Origin of the sequence: Martelella sp. UBA3392, from assembly GCF_002358775.1 — a bacterium.
In the GTDB taxonomy this organism is placed as follows: Bacteria; Pseudomonadota; Alphaproteobacteria; order Rhizobiales; family Rhizobiaceae; genus Martelella; species Martelella mediterranea.
This window is the reverse complement of record NZ_DEPM01000073.1, coordinates 26,553-43,795: the sequence shown is the minus strand read 5'-3', so window position 1 is coordinate 43,795 and position 17,243 is coordinate 26,553. Positions and strand designations below refer to the sequence as shown.

At 62.7% G+C, this 17,243-nt stretch carries 15 protein-coding genes and 2 pseudogenes; 6 read left to right on the top strand and 11 right to left on the bottom strand.

Features of this window, described 5'->3' with window-relative positions:
- Together B4E36_RS05555 and B4E36_RS05550 are read right to left on the bottom strand one after the other, a co-directional pair.
- A partial coding sequence (locus B4E36_RS05555; RefSeq protein ID WP_345900086.1) for an SDR family NAD(P)-dependent oxidoreductase occupies positions 1-320 on the bottom strand: 320 nt, incomplete at its 3' end.
- Positions 321-382: 62 nt separating this feature from the next.
- The gene (locus B4E36_RS05550; protein WP_347442347.1) at positions 383-826 is read right to left on the bottom strand and encodes a MaoC family dehydratase; all 444 of its coding nucleotides are present in this window, start codon (positions 824-826) and stop codon (positions 383-385) included.
- Positions 827-994: 168 nt separating this feature from the next.
- Here B4E36_RS05550 and B4E36_RS05545 point away from each other — a divergent pair, with 168 nt between their 5' ends.
- From B4E36_RS05545 to B4E36_RS24405, 3 genes and pseudogenes are all read left to right on the top strand, one after another.
- On the top strand, positions 995-1,663 hold the full coding sequence (locus B4E36_RS05545; RefSeq protein WP_292055856.1) for a TetR/AcrR family transcriptional regulator: 669 nt from the start codon (positions 995-997) through the stop codon (positions 1,661-1,663).
- Between the two features lie 49 nt (positions 1,664-1,712).
- Positions 1,713-2,870 (top strand): iron-containing alcohol dehydrogenase, encoded by a 1,158-nt coding sequence (locus B4E36_RS05540; RefSeq protein WP_345900085.1) that lies wholly within the window; start codon positions 1,713-1,715, stop codon positions 2,868-2,870.
- Positions 2,871-3,135: 265 nt separating this feature from the next.
- Positions 3,136-3,271: pseudogene (locus B4E36_RS24405) on the top strand (IS6 family transposase); the annotation flags it as partial.
- 172 nt (positions 3,272-3,443) lie between these two features.
- On the opposite strand, the gene B4E36_RS05535 reads toward B4E36_RS24405, so the two are convergent.
- From B4E36_RS05535 to mtnK, 7 genes are all read right to left on the bottom strand, one after another.
- A complete protein-coding gene (locus tag B4E36_RS05535; RefSeq protein WP_292055852.1) occupies positions 3,444-5,498 on the bottom strand; it encodes a bifunctional aldolase/short-chain dehydrogenase in 2,055 nt (684 codons plus the stop codon).
- Between the two features lie 62 nt (positions 5,499-5,560).
- Positions 5,561-6,508, bottom strand: a complete 948-nt coding sequence (locus B4E36_RS05530; RefSeq protein WP_292055849.1) for a sugar-binding transcriptional regulator — start codon at positions 6,506-6,508, stop codon at positions 5,561-5,563.
- 88 nt (positions 6,509-6,596) lie between these two features.
- Positions 6,597-7,712, bottom strand: coding sequence for a RuBisCO large subunit C-terminal-like domain-containing protein (locus B4E36_RS05525; protein WP_345900084.1), 1,116 nt, complete (start codon positions 7,710-7,712; stop codon positions 6,597-6,599).
- Entirely contained in the window at positions 7,712-8,713 is a 1,002-nt protein-coding gene (locus B4E36_RS05520) for a transketolase family protein (protein ID WP_292055844.1), read from the bottom strand. The genes B4E36_RS05525 and B4E36_RS05520 overlap by 1 nt, the downstream gene beginning before the upstream one ends.
- Positions 8,714-8,715: 2 nt before the next feature.
- Positions 8,716-9,651 (bottom strand): transketolase, encoded by a 936-nt coding sequence (locus B4E36_RS05515; RefSeq protein ID WP_292055842.1) that lies wholly within the window; start codon positions 9,649-9,651, stop codon positions 8,716-8,718.
- 3 nt (positions 9,652-9,654) lie between these two features.
- The gene (mtnA, locus tag B4E36_RS05510; RefSeq protein ID WP_345900083.1) at positions 9,655-10,749 is read right to left on the bottom strand and encodes an S-methyl-5-thioribose-1-phosphate isomerase; all 1,095 of its coding nucleotides are present in this window, start codon (positions 10,747-10,749) and stop codon (positions 9,655-9,657) included.
- A complete protein-coding gene (gene mtnK, locus B4E36_RS05505; RefSeq protein WP_292055838.1) occupies positions 10,746-12,014 on the bottom strand; it encodes an S-methyl-5-thioribose kinase in 1,269 nt (422 codons plus the stop codon). The genes mtnA and mtnK overlap by 4 nt, the downstream gene beginning before the upstream one ends.
- A 173-nt stretch (positions 12,015-12,187) precedes the next feature.
- Here mtnK and B4E36_RS05500 point away from each other — a divergent pair, with 173 nt between their 5' ends.
- The 3 genes from B4E36_RS05500 (at position 12,188) to B4E36_RS05490 (ending at position 15,953) form a co-directional block, all read left to right on the top strand.
- Positions 12,188-13,702 (top strand): sugar ABC transporter ATP-binding protein, encoded by a 1,515-nt coding sequence (locus B4E36_RS05500; protein WP_414673733.1) that lies wholly within the window; start codon positions 12,188-12,190, stop codon positions 13,700-13,702.
- Positions 13,699-14,772, top strand: coding sequence for an ABC transporter permease (locus tag B4E36_RS05495; protein WP_292055837.1), 1,074 nt, complete (start codon positions 13,699-13,701; stop codon positions 14,770-14,772). The genes B4E36_RS05500 and B4E36_RS05495 overlap by 4 nt, the downstream gene beginning before the upstream one ends.
- A 131-nt stretch (positions 14,773-14,903) precedes the next feature.
- Positions 14,904-15,953 carry a substrate-binding domain-containing protein gene (locus tag B4E36_RS05490; RefSeq protein ID WP_345900082.1) on the top strand — a complete coding sequence of 350 codons (1,050 nt, stop codon included), beginning with the start codon at positions 14,904-14,906 and terminating at the stop codon, positions 15,951-15,953.
- Positions 15,954-16,239: 286 nt separating this feature from the next.
- On the opposite strand, the pseudogene B4E36_RS05485 reads toward B4E36_RS05490, so the two are convergent.
- Both B4E36_RS05485 and B4E36_RS05480 read right to left on the bottom strand, forming a co-directional pair.
- Positions 16,240-16,582 (bottom strand): annotated as a pseudogene (locus B4E36_RS05485) (IS6 family transposase); the annotation flags it as partial.
- 100 nt (positions 16,583-16,682) lie between these two features.
- A partial coding sequence (locus tag B4E36_RS05480) for a TRAP transporter large permease subunit (protein ID WP_345900081.1) occupies positions 16,683-17,243 on the bottom strand: 561 nt, incomplete at its 5' end.

Here is a 17,243-nt window from a genome sequence, read left to right as displayed (position 1 = left end):
TTGTCGCGCAGGATGCCGGCATTGTTGATCAGCACGTCGATCCGACCGAAGGCCGAGAGCGCCTGCTCGACCATCTCCGCCATATCCGCCTCGGAGGCGACGTTGCCGGCATTGGCGATGGCCCGCCCGCCCGCCGCGGTGATTTCCCGCACCACGGCTTCGCTGGCCTCCGTCGTGCCGCCGCTGCCGTCGCGCGCGCCGCCGAAATCGTTCACCACGACGGCCGCGCCGTGGCTGGCAAGCATGAGAGCGTGGGAGCGGCCCAGTCCGCCCCCCGCGCCGGTGACGATCGCCACCTGATCCTTGAATGAAACCGACATATCTGTCTCCTCCGAATTGTTTGTCTTGATAATTCCGGTTTTGTCCGCGCCCGTCTTGCGCTTCAATCCGCTTTCTTGTCGTCACCCACCGTCAGGACCAGCCAACTGGCTGCCAGGGCCGGGCGCTCCGCTCCTTCGATTTCGACGCGCGCATCGTAGCTGCGCAACACGCCCCCTGCCTTGGGGGTCTCGTTCTCCAGAGTAAAACTGCCGCGCACGCGCGCGCCGACCGGCACAGGGCTGAGAAAGCGCAGCTTGTCGAAACCATAGTTGATTTCGACCGCGCCCGCCTTTGCCGGCGGCAGAGCGCTGCGGGTGAAGGCGGTCAGCATCGAAAGCAGGTAGAAGCCGTGCACGATCGTGCCGCCATAGCTGGTCTCCGTCTTCGCCCGTTCCGGGTCGACATGAATGAACTGATGGTCGTCAATCGCGTCGGCGAATCGGTCGACCATCGACTGGTCGACGGTTACCCACTCGGAAAATTGGGGGGCGTGCGCTTCGTTCAACTTAGGACCTCCTCGCATATCGGCGACTTTCTTGTTGCAACATACTCCGTAGTATGCGAATCCAGAACTGTCCAGACCACAAACGCGACATCAAGTTTGTTGTGAGCGTTCGATATCGGCTTTATTGCTGGAAGGACGCAGATTGAGAATTGACCGCAGGGGGAACCGGTGGCGAAAAACGACATGCACCGCGAATGGGCGCTGAAGACCCGAGGTCAGGAAGAATCGGGCGCTCTCGTCGAGAGCGTCGTCGAAATCCTGGATTGCGCCGCGCTCTGCTTCACCGAAATGGGGTTTCAGGGGACCAGCATCGACGATGTCGCCCGTCGCCTCGGCGCGACCAAGGGTCGCATCTACCATTACTTCCGCTCCAAGACCGATCTGTTCTTCGAGGTCCACCGCGAAGGCATGAGACGGCTGATGGACGCGGTGAATGAAGCGATGTCGGCCGGCGGCACCGGTCGCGAAAAGCTTGTGCGCATGCTCGAGGCGCATGCCCTGACCATGATGCAGAACATTGCCTATGAAGCGGTCGTCGTGCAGGGCGTGCACATGCACCGCCTGGGCGCGACCACCCCCGAACAGCGCATCAGCCTCGATGAACTGATGGATATCAGGCACAAGTTCGAACTGCTTTTCGTGGAGGCTTTCCGCCAGGGCCAGGCCGACGGCAGCATCCGGCAAGACGCCGATGTGTCGTTGGCCGTGAAGGGCATGCTCGGCGCTGTGAACTGGATGGCGATCTGGTATCGGCCGCGCTCCGGCGAAAGCCCCGAGCAGCAACGCGCGATGGCGCGCCGTATCACCGAGCTACAGATCGGCGGGATCGCCGGATGAAACCGGCCCGCCTCACCGGCTGGCGCGAAAACCGACTTTCGAGGAAACCATGAACAGATTTGCTTTCAATACCGCCAAATCGATCCGGTTCGGGGTCGATATGCTGAACGATCTGGCGGCGCTGGTCCACGCGCAGATCGGCAGCCGCATCATGCTCGTCACCGATCCGGGCATGATGGCGACCGGTATCGTTGACCGGGCGGTGGGCCTGCTGCGCGACGGCGGCATCGCCGTGGAACTGTTCGGCGATGTCCAGGCCGATCCGCCCGAGCATCTGGTGCTTTCAGCCGTCGAAGCGGCGCGATCGGCTGAAGCGCAAGGGATTGTCGGCATTGGCGGCGGATCGTCCCTGGATGTCGCGAAGCTGGTCGCGCTTCTGGTTCCGGCCAAGGAAACGCTGGCGGATGTCTACGGCGTGGACAAGGCGCGCGGCCCGCGCCTGCCGCTCATTCTCGTACCGACGACCGCCGGGACCGGCTCGGAAGTCACCCCGATATCGATCGTCACCACCGGCGCCAACGAGAAGATGGGTGTGGTCTCGCCGGTGCTGCTGCCCGATATCGCCCTGCTCGACCCCGCCCTTACCTATGGCCTGCCCCCGCACATAACCGCGGCAACGGGCATCGACGCCATGGTTCATGCGATCGAGGCCTACGCATCGGCGAGCCCCAATAACAACCCGTTGTCGCGCATTCTGGCGACGCAGGCACTGACATTGATGGGCCGGTCTCTTCTGAAGGCGGTCGAAGACGGCGCGGACCAGGCGGCGCGCTCCGACATGCTGCTGGGCTCGATGCTGGCCGGACAGGCCTTCGCCAACTCGCCGGTCGCCGCGGTGCATGCGCTTGCCTATCCGCTCGGCGGACATTTTCACATCCCGCACGGTCTCTCGAACGCGCTGGTTCTGCCCCATGTCCTGCGGTTCAATATCGTCACCTCCCCTGCTCCCTATGCCGAGCTTGCGCCTTTCGTGTTTCCGGAACTGTCGGCTCTGGAGGGACAGGAACGGGCCGCGGCCTTCTGCGAGAAGCTTGCGGAACTGTCGCGCGCCTGCGGCCTGCAACCCAATCTCAGAGCCATGAATATTCCCGAGGACATGCTTCCGAAACTGGCCTCCGACGCGATGAACCAGACCCGGCTTCTGGTCAACAACCCGCGCCCCGTCTCCGAGCAAGATGCGCTTTCGATCTACCGCGCGGCTTTCTGAAGCGGCATCTGTCGCTTTGTGTTTGAAACCGGGACCCGCACATCGCATGTTTTCAATGATTTGCGCGAGAGTGACTTGGTTGAGTGAGTGACACAAGGGCATCGACGGCGTTCTTGATGAAACTGGGAAGCGCAGCCTTCTCGATACGTTGTCAAGACTGCGATACAATCATCAGTCCGCTGTCGTGGGGTCCTCAATATCGGGCGGAATCTGCATAAAGTTCTCGGCAAGGTCATAGGGTTCGATGCTCATGGCTTCTCTAGCACTGCAACGGTTTGTTTCCATGCCCTCGGCTACCCGCAATTGCTTTTCAGTTCCACCCGCCGCCGTGCCACACAAACAATTCGCTGCCATCGCCTCGAAGCGGGCGATGCCAGTAAAAGGCGGCTTGCATCGCCTGAGAATCTCAGTGCACGGGCCTTTCCTTGCATGACAAAGTTAATGCGACAACAACCCTCCGGTAGTTCATCCGTCAGAACTGGTTGCCAAACCAGGCCTTAAAAGCACACGAGGGACAAACGAACCGGATCGTTTCATCATTGATCCGGTCGATCAAATGCCGGGACTAAGCACCTAACGCAAGGCGGCCGCGATATTGCCGCCGTCGACAGTGGTCACGTTGGCGGTCGTGCTTTCCGCGCAGGCGAGATCGAAGAAGGCGCGGGCCACATCCTCGGCCGTGACTTCGCGGTGCAGCAGGTTGCCGCCCATATAATCCTCAACGGAAAGGCCGCGCGCCGCCGCCCGGCTTTCGATCATCGCATCATCGAGCAGGCCGGAGCGGATGCGGTCGGCGTTGACGGCGTTGGAGCGGATGCCGTCCTTGCCGTGTTCCAGCGCATACTGGCGCGAGAGAAACAGGGTGGCGGCCTTGGCCAGCCCGTAGGCGCCGAAATCGGCGCCGGGATTGACCGCCTGCTTGCTGGCATTGAACAACAGCGCGCCACCGGTGCCCTGGGTCTTCATGATCCGGACCGCCTCCTGGGCCACGCTCTGGTGGGCGAAGAAATTCAGTTCGAAACTCCTGCGCAGCACTGCGCCATCGAGTGTCGCGATCGGCCCCTGGAAGGCAGCGCCGGCATTAGAGACAACGAGATCAACGCCGCCGAAACGTGACACCGCCGCCGCAAAGCCGGCCTTGACCGAAGCGCGATCGGTGACGTCCATCGCCACGCCGATCGCGCCATTGCCGGCCTCGCGCGCCACTTCTTGGGCGCGCCCGCCGTCGAGATCGGCGACCACGACATGGGCGCCCTCGGCTGCAAATTTCCGGGCAACGGCCGCGCCGATCGCGCCGCCACCACCGGTGACGAGCGCGACCTGGCCGGTCAGAGGTTTCGGCTTGTTGCCGGCAAGCTTTGCCTGCTCCAGCGACCAGTATTCCAGCTCGAAAAGCTCCGGGCGGCTGACCGGCGCGAACCGGCCCACCATTTCCGCGTCGCGCGCCGCCTCGATCCACATTTCGCCGAGATCGGCGGCGATCTTTGCCTCCTTGGCGCTGCGCCCGTGCCCGAAGAGGCCAACACCCGGCACCAGGGTGAGGCGCGGCATGGCGTCGAGCATGGTCCGGTCAACATCGTCGCGGTCGTTGTTCTCGTTGAAGTAGCGCGTATAGGCCTCGGCATAACGGTCCACCGCCGCAGTCGTGGAGGCGGCAAAGCCAGAGAGATCGTCTGCGCGCGGGGCTGGCAGAACCATGGGCCCGGTCTTGATCCGGATCGACAGGTCCGGCGTGGAAACGCCGCGTTCGGCCATGTCGGCGAGTTCAGCGGCGTTGACGAAGTCCATGATCGCGGGCGAGGTGCGGAAGTCATTGACCATCCGCCCGAAACGCTTGCCCTTCTGTCTGATCGCCACCGCCCCGCGCAGGATCGGCGCAATCATGTCCGGCCCGGCAAGCCCGTCCGGCAGGCTGACCGGATGAAACGCCGGTCTGCCCTCGCGCCGGACATAGTCTTCCGCGCGCGAGACATAGTCGATCATCAGGTCATAGGCCTCCTTCGCGGTCTCGGCGAAGGTGAAGATGCCGTGCTTGTCGAGAATCAAGGCATCGGCGTCCGGCTTTGCCTCGAACGCTTCGGCCGACGCCTTGGCGAGCGCAAAGCCGGGCATGATGTAGGGCACGAAGGCGAACCGGTCGCCAAACGCGGCATCGGCTAGACGCCGGCTTTCGGCCTGATCGACGATTGCCAGCACGGCCGTTGAATGCGTGTGGTTGACGAATTTCTGCGGCAGGAAGGCGTGGAGCAGGGTCTCGACCGAGGGATTGGGCGAAGCCGGATCGATAAGGTTGGCGCGCTGGAGGGTGACCATGTCCTCGTCCGACAGCTTGTCGAAAGCCCGCGCCTTCAGCAGCGGGTTGAGCTTGACCGCCGGCAGCCCGGCCGGCTCGATGGTCGCCATGTCCCACCCGCTGCCCTTGACGCAAAGCACGTCGAAACGCTCGCCGACGAGGTCGCTCGCTTCCGTCTTGACCGAGGTGTTGCCGCCGCCGTGGAGCACCAGGCGCGGTTCACCGCCCAGAAGCCGGGTCGTGTAGGTGCAAAGCGCGAGATCCTCATTGACGCCGTTTGCGCCGTAGCCTTCGACTGCCGCTTTCGCCGCGGCGTCGTTCCAGAGATTTTCCATCGGTCATCCTCCCTGGGGCCGTTTGACCCCGGTCTATTCAAATATGTGTCCAGTGACGGCGTTCAGGCTTTCCAGGCATCCATGAGCTGTTCACCCATGGACCGGGTCACCACGAGGTGGGACACGAAGCCGCCTCTGAGCGCCGCCTTCAGCGCCTCGAATTTCTCGGCCTCCTGCACCACCATCAGCCGCTTGGGAATCTGGCGCACCGTGTCGAGGTCGGCGGATATGCAGCGGCGATTATGCTCGCAATCCATGATCGCGCCGTCGCGGTCGATCACCTGTCCGGCAATCACGCCGGCAGCGCCCTGTTCGCCAAGCGCCTCGATCGCTTCCGCCGACAGCGCGCCGCATTTCACCAGATGGCTGTCCGGCGCAATGCCTCCGACGGAATAGAGCACCAGATCGCACTCGCCGATCATCGCCATCTGCTGGTGAATGATCGCCTCGTCGCGCAACTGGGCGCACAGCGCCTCGGTGCTCAACACCAGCGGCGCGTAGAAATTGATGCCCTCGGCATTCAGCCGCCGCGCGATTTCGGTGGTACACTGGTCCGGACGGTAATTATAGGGCGCGCCGAGATTGCCGCAGAGCTGGATCACGGTGACGCCCTGCAGATCGGCGAACGGCATGGCATCGGCGATGTGGTAGACCGTCCGCCCCCAGGCAACGCCGACCTTGTCGCCCTTGTTGATCAGCCCCTGGAATACCGCCGCGGCCACCACCGGCATTTCGGTCTCTGGATCGAGCGCCTGGCGGTCCTCGGGCACGATCCAGACCGCGTCCAGCCCCATTGCGTCTTCCATCTCCCGGGCCAGAACGTCATCGGTAAACAGTTCGGTGGAGGTGGAGATGGTGACGATGCCCATTTCGCGGGCGCGACGCAGATACATGGCGACCGAGGCCCGCGATATGTCGAGCTGTTTCGCAACCTCGTCCTGGCGCAGGCCATGGGTGTAGTATAGCCATGCGGCTTTGTGGAGAATGCGGTCGCTCGGTCGGATCAGCATGAGTGTCTCGTCGTGGTCTGGACATTATCCATGTCGGGTGAAAAAAGTGAATTTGCCCGCTTCGCTCCTGCGCCGCAAGAAGGGCGTCCTATCCCGCCCTGACCGTTTCGCCGAGGCGTCTGCAGGCATCCACCAATGTTTCCCGTTCGCGGATCAGCGCGCCGCCGATCAGATAGATGACGTCCTTGCCGTAGGCCGCCTTCATTTCCGGAACGCGCTCGAATGTCATGCCGCCGCCGGGTGCAGGCAGGATCGGTTTGATATCTGAAAACGCCTCGGAACAGCCATCAACGATCGACCGGCACTCGTCCCGCGAAAAGCCGAAACGGCCGCCGAAATTGGGATAAACGGCAGCGTCCACGCCCATCAGGCGCTGCAGCGTTCCGAAATAGAAACGATGGGAGAAACCGCAATCGCCGCCTACAACATTGGCCCCGGAAAAGGCCGGATGCGCGATCACCGGCAGGCCGAAATTGGCATCGGCCGCCAGTTGCCGCGCAATGTCGTAACCGGCAAGCGCAGGCGCCAGCATGACGCCGCCGGCGCCCTTTTCCTTCGCTTCATAGGCGCGCTCAAGCGTTTGGCCGCCTTGCGCCGTGATGTTGGGAATGAAGCGGGTCCGGAATCCGGTTTTCGCATTGGCCTCGCCGATTGCATCGACGCAGGCCGCGAGCCGTTCCGAAAACGGCGCGGTCTTCTGATCCACGAGACCGTGATCGTCCTTGACGAAATCCATGCCGCCGCGCGCGAAATCGCCTGCAAGCCGGGCGAGCTCCGACGTGGAGAGGCCGACCGGCTTGATCGCAGACATCAACAGCGGGCCGCCGGAAACGCCTGCCAGCTGGTAAAGCCCGTCGCGCCCGAAACGCGGACCCGGCGTGATCGCGTCAAGCCCGGCGCAGGGCTTCATCCAGACAAGGCGGGTTTTCGACAGGATCGAGGAATTGCCGAACAGCACGTTCAGAAGTTGAAGAAAATCGCCGCCGACATCATCGAAACTGTAGGAAATCTCGGCAACATAACCGCCGTCGGCCGCCTCCAGCGCTTCCAGCCGGCCGAGGATTTCATCCTCGACATAGCCGGCGGGCACGATATCGCGCGGTATTTCCACCGTCTGCTCGACCGTGATGTTGAGCGCGCGCTGTTTCGCGGTCTCGTAGTCGGCATCAAAAATCAGATAGCCCGCCGAAAACCGGTTCGCCATCAGAGCGCCTCCGCCTTTTCGGCCGAATGGACCGCGTCGAGGCGCACCGCCTCAAGCGCATCGTCGGTGATGTCGAGCCCGTGGTCGAGCACATCCTCGATCGCGCGCACCAGGGCAATGGCGTCGAGCCCGTATTTCTTCATCAGGTAGGGCTTGGACGCGCCATGGGCGAAGGTGTCGTTGAGGCCGAGCCGGCGAAGCTTCACGCCAAGACCTTCCTCCGCGATGATCTCTGCCGCGATCGTGCCGAGGCCGCCGGTGATGATATGATTTTCGAGCGTGACCACGCCCTTCTTGCCGCGTGCGGCCTCGATGAAGGTGTCGCGGTCGAACGGTTTCAGCGTCGAGGCATGCAGATGATGGATGCCGACGCCCTTTGCCGAAAGCGCTGCCGTGGCGCGCAGAGCTTCCTCGGTGCACACGCCGGATGTCAGCACGAGCACATCGTCGCCCTTGCTGAGCGTACGGAGTTTGTTGAACGCAAACGGGGTCGCAAACAGCCGCGGCACCTGGCCGCGCAGCACGCGCACATAGACCGGCCCGTCAATGCTGTCGGCGACCTCGAGCACGGTTTCCACTTCGGTCGCGTCACCGGTTTCCAGCACCGTCATGTTGGGGATCGCGCGCATCACCGCGATATCCTCGATTGCCTGATGGGTGATGCCGCCAGGCGTGGTGATGCCAGGCAGAAAGCCCATCATCCGCACCTTGCGGTTGGAATAGGCGATCGAGTTGATGAGCTGGTCATAGGGTCGGCGATAGAGAAACACCGCGAAGGTGTGGATGAAGGGCCGGTAGCCCTGCATCGCCAGCCCGCCGGCGAAGGACAGCATGTTCTGCTCGGCCATGCCCATGGACAGGAACTGGTCGGGATGGCGGTCGCGAAAACCATCGACCTCGCAGGACGAGGTGAGGTCGGCCGACAGGCACATCACCTCGGGTCGTGCGGTCGCGAAGGTTTCGAACGCCGTGGCGTAGGGTCTGTTGACGATGTCCACCATGATCAGGCCTCTTCGATTTCATTGAGGTCAACGCCAAGCTCGACCGCCAGCGCGTCGCGCATCTCCGTGCGTTCGGCTTCGCTCTTGAAGCGAACGTAATGCAGGCGCGGGAAGCGTTTCTTCAGGAAGTCCATGCCCTGAAACGGCGAAGTATTGGCAAGTATCACCAGCGGCTTGCCGGGCTCGGCGCTGTCGGCGGCCTTGCGCATGGCGTCAAGGTCATGTCCGTCGATCGAGCGGCAGGTTGCGCCGAAGGCGGTAATCCGTTCCGGCAGGTCGTAAAGCTCCTGAACCGAGGACATGGCGCCGTCGCATTGTTGACGGTTGACGTCGACGATCACCCGGATGTTGTCGATCCCGTGGTGGCGCATGGCCGACAGGCATTCCCAGGTCTGGCCTTCCTGGAATTCGCCGTCCGACATGTAGACCCAGACCTTGCCTTTCTCGCCCGCGCGCTTGCGGGCGAAGGCGACGCCGGAGGCCATGGAAAGCCCCTGCGCCAGCGAACCGGTGGTGACTTCCATGCCGGGGCTGTGCTCGGCCCCGATCATTTCCACCGAGCCGCCATCCTTGTTGAAATGGTCGAGCGCATTCTCATCCATGCGGCCCACTTCGATCAGCGCAGAATAGATCACCAGCGCATAATGGGCGGGCGAGACGAAGAAGCGGTCATATTCGGCGGCAAACGGCCCGTGATAGCCCGCGCCGGTAAACGCATCCGGGTTGTGGGCCGACGGCACACCGGCAAAGGGTTTGGGAACCGGCGGCAGCGTCGGCGCACCCAGATGCAGCGCCTCGTTATAAAGAAAGGCGAGGCTTTCGGCCGCAGAACAGGCCTGGCTCAGATAGCCGCCATTGTTGCGCATCGTGTGCAGGAACACCCGCTTGCGGATGCCATGCGCGATATCCTCGGTGGATTTTTCGTTGGTCAGGGACATGGTCTAGTTTTCTTTTTCAAAGAGGCGGGCAAGGCCTGGGGCGGATGCCTCGGCGATGCCGCGTTCGGTGATCAGGCCGGTGACGAGGCGGGCGGGGGTAACGTCGAAGGCCGGGTTGCGGGCGGGCGTGCCCTTTGGCGAAATGCGCACCGAGATGATGTCGCCCTCGGAATTCTCGCCCTGCACAAAGCTCACCTCGTCGCTGTTGCGCTCCTCGATCGGGATTTCCGCGACGCCGTCACGGACTGTCCAGTCGATGGTGGGCGATGGCAGCGCGACATAGAACGGCACGCCGTTATCCTTGGCCGCCAGCGCCTTCAGATAGGTGCCGATCTTGTTGCAGACGTCGCCGGATGCGGTGGTCCGGTCGGTGCCCACAATCACCATGTCGATCTCGCCATGCTGCATAAGATGGCCGCCGGCATTGTCCACGATCAGGTCATGCGGCACGCCATGGCCGTCCATTTCCCAGGCGGTCAGCTGCGCGCCCTGATTGCGCGGGCGGGTTTCATCGACAAAGACATGGACCGGAATGCCGGCCTCCATCGCCAGGTAGATCGGCGCGGTCGCCGTGCCGTAATCGACGGTGGCAAGCCAGCCGGCATTGCAATGGGTGAGGATATTGACCGGTTCGCCCGGCTTCTTCTTCGCCGCGATCTCCTTGATGATTTCCAGCCCGTGGCGGCCGATCGCGCGGTTCAGTTCCACATCCTCATCGGCGATTTCGGCGGCGCGGCGATAGGCTGCCTCCGCGCGCTTGTCGGTCGCGACGATCGAGAGCGTGTGCCGCATCTCATCGAGCGCCCATTTGAGATTGATGGCCGTCGGCCGCGTTGCGTGCAGCTTCTCGGAGGTCGCATTGAGATTTGCGTCCGAGGGGTCATCTGCCATGGCGATGGCGATGCCATAGGCCGCCGTCACGCCGATCAGCGGCGCGCCGCGCACCCACATGTCGGCGATCGCGGTGGCGATCTCGTTGACCGTAGACAGGGTGACGACACGGAAATCATGCGGCAGCCAGCGCTGGTCGATGATCTCCACGGAGCGGCCATTCTGGTGCGGCCAGATCGTGCGGTAGTGTTTGTCGCCAACCTTCATCGGGCGCTCTCCTGTTCCAGTTGGCGGGCCAGTCCTTCCAATGCATCGAGGCTGCTGATATGGCAGCGGTTGACGGCGATATGGCGGCCGAATTCCAGCGCGGCAGCTTCGCATCGCGCCTTTTGCGCGCGTTCCGCAATGGTCTCGAAATCGGCATTATGGGCGAGACCCAGAATGCGGCGATGGATTTCCAGCCCGGCAAAGCCCAGCATGTCCTCGAACAGCGCGTGCAGGAACCGTTCCAGCGCCTGTTCCGCGCCAAGCGCATCGCCCTGGTCCTCGTAGAGGCAGCGCTGGAACAGAATGCCGGTGCGTTCTTGCCGCCAAAGCCGGGAGAACTCATCGCGGAAGACAGTCCACGTGCCTGAGATCGTGTCGAGCAGATAGCGGCGCATCTCCTCGCGCGAGCCGTTCTGTTCATGGCCGCGCTGGGAAAAATAGCTCATCCAGTAATTGGCGAGCAGCATGCCGACATCGAAGGCCATCGGGCCGTAATAGGCGAATTCGGGATCGATCACCCGCGTCTCGTCCTCGGTGACCATGATCGAGCCGGTATGCAGATCGCCATGCAGCATGGTCTCGGCGCGGGTGACGAAGGCGAGCTTCATCTCCTGCGCCGCCACCTTCAGGTCGCGGTCGGCCCTGAGCCTTGCCACGATGCCGTCGAGCTCGGGCGTCGTATGGCTGTTCATCTCGGCACTATAATAGGGGTCGGTGAAGACCAGGGCCTCGGTGATATCGCAAAGCGCGTCATTGCCGGCAAACCGCGCCATGTCCTTCTTGCGCGCGGCCGCTTCCATGGAAAGGTCCGACCCGCGAAACAGGGTGCGGGCCATGAACAGGCCGAGATCCTCGGCCAGCCGGGGCAGCATCTGCCCGTCGATCAGCGCCTTTCTGAGGATCACGTGCGGACTGAGAAATTCCTGCACGATGATCGCCTGACGCTCATCGAAATAGAAGACTTCCGGCACGCTTCCCGGCGCGCGGTCGGCCTGGCGGATGAGCGCGTTATACTCGAAGAACGACCGCGTAAGCGGCAGCGGCCAGGCCTCGCCCACCAGCCGCACATAGGGCAGCGCCTGCTTGACGATCATGCTGCGACCGCCGCCCTCGACGATGAAGACGAGGTTCAGATTGCCATCGCCGACCTCGCGCACGTGCCAACCCGAAGGCGGACCCAGCTTTTCCGTCAGGATTTCGAGCGTTCCCAGCCGTGACGGCAGGGTTTCAGGCTCAAGGGCCGCGAAGGCCTGTTCCAGCGCCATAGACATCCTCCCAAATGCGCCCCGACGATATGCGCTCGCGGGGCTTTTCAACACGGTAGCGCCGCGCTCTGTCATTTGTCAACAGCAATGACAATTGCTATTTTTATTTTCTGTCAAATGTCATTGCTGTTGACATTTGATGATTTTGATCTCTAGGATGGTAGCGGGAGGAAATGATTTTCATGACCGCAGTGTTCCGCATAGACGGGCTGCGCAAGGCGTTCGGGCCGATCCAGGTGCTGGATGGCGTCGATCTGCGCTTGCGCTCCGGAGAAGTGACCGTGCTGATGGGAGCGAACGGCGCTGGTAAATCCACGCTGGTGCGCACCGTCACCGGGCTCTATCGCCCCGACAGTGGCACGATCACGCTTGCCGGCAAGCCTTTCACCCCCGCTACCCCGGCGGAAGCCATCCGCGCCGGCGTCGTCACCGTGCATCAGAACATCAATGACGGCGTTGCCGCCGATCTCGATGTCGCGACCAATCTTGTGCTCGACCGGCTGACCGGGCGCGGCGCTTCGGTGTTCTTCAATCCTTACAAAATCCGCAAACAGGCCCGCGTCGTCGCCGAAGCCATGGGGCTCTCGCTCGACCTGTCGGCCCAGGTATCCGACCTGTCGCTGGCCGACCGCCAGATGGTGGCGATTGCCCGCGCCATGGCCCACAAGCCGCGCGTTCTCATTCTCGACGAGCCGACCTCGTCGCTTTCGAGCGCGGAGGCGGACCGGCTGTTCGCTCTACTTGACCGCTTGCGCGCCGATGGCGTCGCGATCCTCTATATCTCGCATCGCATGTCGGATATCCGTCGGCTGGCCGATACCATCGTCACGCTGCGCGATGGCCGTATCTCCGGCGTGTTCGAAGGTCCGGAACTCGATTACAAGGGCGCTGTCGACGCCATGCTCGGCCGCGCCATCGGCCATGGCCATGTCGATGTCCGCGACGGCGGGGCAGAGGTTTTCTCTGCAACAGACCTCCAGATCGCCCCCGGCAAGAAACCGTTCTCGCTGACCCTGCGGGAAGGTGAGATCGTGGCCGTCACCGGTCTCGTCGGCGTCGGCAAGACCGTGTTGGCGGAAACGCTGTTCGGCGCGCGCCGGCCTTATGGCGGGCAGATGATGCTGGAGGGCAAAGGCTACGCGCCGAGAAACACGGGCGCTGCCATCGCAAACGGGGTGTTCCTGGTGGCGAAGGATCGCGCGGTCAGCGGAATCGTGCCCGATTTCAACATCTACGAGAATATCAGCCTGCCGTTTTTGAAGCGCCTGTCGTCCTTCGGGATCATGAGCCGGTCGCGGGAAAAGGCGCAGGCGCGCGATCAGATCACCGGGCTCAATGTCGTCTGCCGCACGGAACGCGATGCCATGCAGACGCTGTCCGGCGGCAACCAGCAAAAGGTGATGGTCGGGCGCTGGCTCAGCCATGATGCCCGCCTGCTGATCCTCGACGAACCGTTTCAGGGCGTCGACATTGCCGCCCGCCGCGATATCGCATCGACCCTGCGCCAATCGGCCGGCGGCCGGGCCACGCTGGTCTTCCTGACCGAACTCGACGAGGCGTTCGAGATTGCCGACCGCATTCTGGTGATGTCCGAACATACCATTGTCGGCGAGCACAGAAACCTCGAAGTCGACCTTGATACACTTCTCGCCCAGATCGCCGGGCGTCTGGAAATGGTGAGCCAATGACCAACAAAGAAAACGCCCTCGCCCAGAAGCCCACCGCCGCGAATCCGGCCGAAAAGCCTGGCGGCCGCCAGTCGGGCAATGTCCGCGCGCTGGCAATCCGCTATGGCTTTCTGACGCTGCTGTTGGCGCTGGTTCTGGTGTTTTCGATCGCCGCTCCGGGTTTTGGCTCGCCGCAGAGCGCGGTCTTCATCCTGCAATCGGTGTCGATCACCGGCATTCTGGCGCTCGGCGTCACGGCGACGCTGGTGGTCGGGGGCTTCGACCTTTCGATCGGCTCGGTGGCGACCACGGCGCTGATGGCCTCTTCCTATGTCATGGTGGTGATGGGCGGCAATGCGTTCGAAGCCGTTGCCGTCTGCCTCGTCATTGGCGGGTTGATAGGCCTGATCAACGGCGTTCTGATCGTCTACGGCCGCGTTCCCGATCTCCTGGCGACGCTCGGCATGATGTTCCTGCTGCTCGGCCTGCAGCGCATTCCGACCGAAGGCCGTTCGATCGCCACCGGCATGACGCTGCCGGATGGCTCGCAGGCCGAGGGCGCGTTCAGCGCCGCCTTTCTGGCGCTCGGCCGCCACCGCTTCGATTTCATCCTGCCCAATCTCGTACCGGTATCGGTTGTGGTGCTGATCGTTCTGGCGATCGCGATCTGGTTGTTTCTGGAATTCACCCGGTTCGGCCGGATGATGTATGCCGTCGGCTCCAATGAGCGCGCCGCAGCGCTCGCCGGCGCGCCGGTCAACGGCTACAAGATCCTCGCCTATGTGATTTCGGCCGAGTTCGCCTCGATCGGCGGCATTCTTCTGGCCGCCCGTCTCGGCCGCGGCGATATCGCCTCCGGCAACAATCTTCTGCTGGATGCGGTGGCCGCGGCGCTGATCGGCTTTGCCGTGCTCGGCGCTGCCAAGCCCAATGCCTTCGGCACGGCCATCGGCGCGCTGTTTGTCGGCATTCTGCTTCAGGGGCTGACGATGATGAACGCGCCCTATTACACCCAGGACTTCGTCAAGGGCGCGGTGCTGGTGATCGCGCTGGTGTTCACCTTCGCGCTGTCGACCCGACACAAACACTGACCGGGCACTGAACATGAACGGGCGGTGTTCACCGCCCGTCGACAGGACCGATACTGGCGCCGGTATCGGGCACTGCGGGAGGAGGCGCAAGCGATCTTAAAACTGGATCTCAGACGTGGAGGAATGAGAAAATGAAAATCACACGCAGACTGTTCAACACCATGGCGGCGGGCGCAATGCTTTCCGCCGCCGCGATGCCGGCGCTGGCGGCCGACATGCCGGCCCCTTTCGACAAGCCGGAGGACGTCACCATCGCGCTGGTGCGTTATCTTTCGACCGGCGACTTCTTCCAGTCCTATCTGGCTGGCGTCGAAGCCCAGTCGAACGCGCTCGGCCTCAATCTTCGCGTGCTCGACAGTCGTCAGGATGCGGCCCTTCAGGCGGATATGGTCGATCAGGCGATCGCGCTCGGCGTCGACGGCATCATCATCCAGCACGGCCTGACGGAAAGCATGCGCGAAGCCGCACAGCGCGCCGTCGATGCCGGCATTGATGTGGTTGCCTTCGACGTGAACGTCGAAAACGACGCCATTCCGCAGATCGAACAGTCGGACCACGATCTGGCCCGTCTGTCGCTGGAACAAGCAATCAAGGACAATGGCGACAGCTTCAAGGCCGGTTATGTCTATGTGCCCGGCATTGCGCCGCTGGACCGCCGCGACGAGGTCTGGCAGGAGTTCAAGGAGAAGTATCCGGGCATCGATGAAGTGGCGACCTTCGGCACGCTCGACAACCCGATTGCCAACTCGGTTGCCAACCAGGCGCGCTCGGTTCTTTCGGCCAATCCGAACATCACGGTCATGTTCGCGCCCTATGACGAATTCGCGAAGGGCGTGAAGATCGCCGTCGACGAAGCCGGCATGTCGGATGCGATCAAGATCTATTCGGCCGACGTCTCGACATCCGATATCGCCGCCATGCGCGAGCCGGGCAGCGCCTGGGCCGCCACCGCGGCCACCAATCCGGCTGTCGTCGGCGAAGTGTCCGTCCGCGCGCTGGCAATGATGCTCGCCGGCGAGGACCCCGGCCACAACGTTATCGTGCCGCCGACGCTGATCACCCAGCAGGTTCTGCTCGATGACGACATCAAGAACATGCAGGAGCTGAGCGCAAAGATGCCGGCATTCGCCCACGCCGATGTCGCCACGCCCGACTGGATGCCCCTGCCCGACCGGCAGTAGGTCGACATTCTCCCAAGCGTATCAGGCGACCACCGCCTGATGAACGCTGCGAAGCGAGCCCTGGCGACCTGCCGGGGCTCTGTTTGTTTGTTGACAAACCTCGTGGGTCATCACGACGTTGCCACGCTCTCTGCCGGAGGATTTTGTCACCAGGCTGAGTCCCGGTTGTCGGCCGCAACTCGTCATTTCAGTTGCTCAGGAAGTCCGAACCGATCAGGTTGAAATGTGTTGTCACGCTGTAGGAGCGCAGTTTATCGGTGATGATCCGCTTTGGAACAAAGCCCTAGCGCTGTAACAACACAACCAGCAGGCGCCTGGCCGCCCTCGTGTCACGGCGCTTCTGCAAGATTTCTTCGAGAACGGTGCCATGCTGATCGACGGCGCGCCATAGCCAGAATTTTTCTGCGGCGCATTTCACAACGAACTCGTCCAGATACCAAATATTGCCGGGTGCCCCTGTCGTCGCCGCAAATTGCGAGCGATCTGGGTCCGAACTTGGCGATCCAGCGGCGGGCCGTCTCATAAGAAACATCGACACCACGCTCAAGCAGCATTTCCTCAACTTTGCGCAGCCTCAGATTAAACCGCAGGTAAAGTCAGACTGCATGAGCAACGATCTGGGGAGGAAAACGGTGACGCTTGAAACTGATATCGGATGCCAGCATCGCCGAAGTCTACAACCAACCCGAAACGTAGGTAAATGCGGACAGGTTAATGTGACAACACCCTCTAAAGCCGTGCAAACCAGGTCGCGATCGACGGAAAGGCGACGATCAGGGCGAGCGAGACCAGCATGGCGCCGACGAAGGGCATGGCGCCCCTGAAGATATCCGAGACCTTCAGCGACCGGTCCTCGACGGCTGTCTTGATGATGTAGACCGATAGGCCGAAGGGGGGCGTCAGCAGCCCGACCTCCACGGCCACCACCGTCAGAACCCCGAACCAGATCAGATCGAACCCGGCGGCCTCCGCGACCGGCAGCGCAATCGGCAGCAGGATCAGCATGATCGAGATGGAATCGATCAGACAGCCAAGTGCGATGATCAACAGCAGATAGAGCAGCAGGAAACCATAGGGGCCGATCGGACCGGAGAGCAGGGTTTCGGCGAGGAAACGCGGCACGCCGGAAAGCGCCAGCATGCGGCTGAAAAAGGTCGCGGCCAGGATCAGGAACAGAACGGAGACGGTGATCTGACCGGTCTCAACCAGCAATCGCCAGAACGAGCGCGGCGTCAGCGAGCGGCGGATAAGCGCGATCAGCAAAGCGCCAAGCGCCCCGGCAGCGCCCGC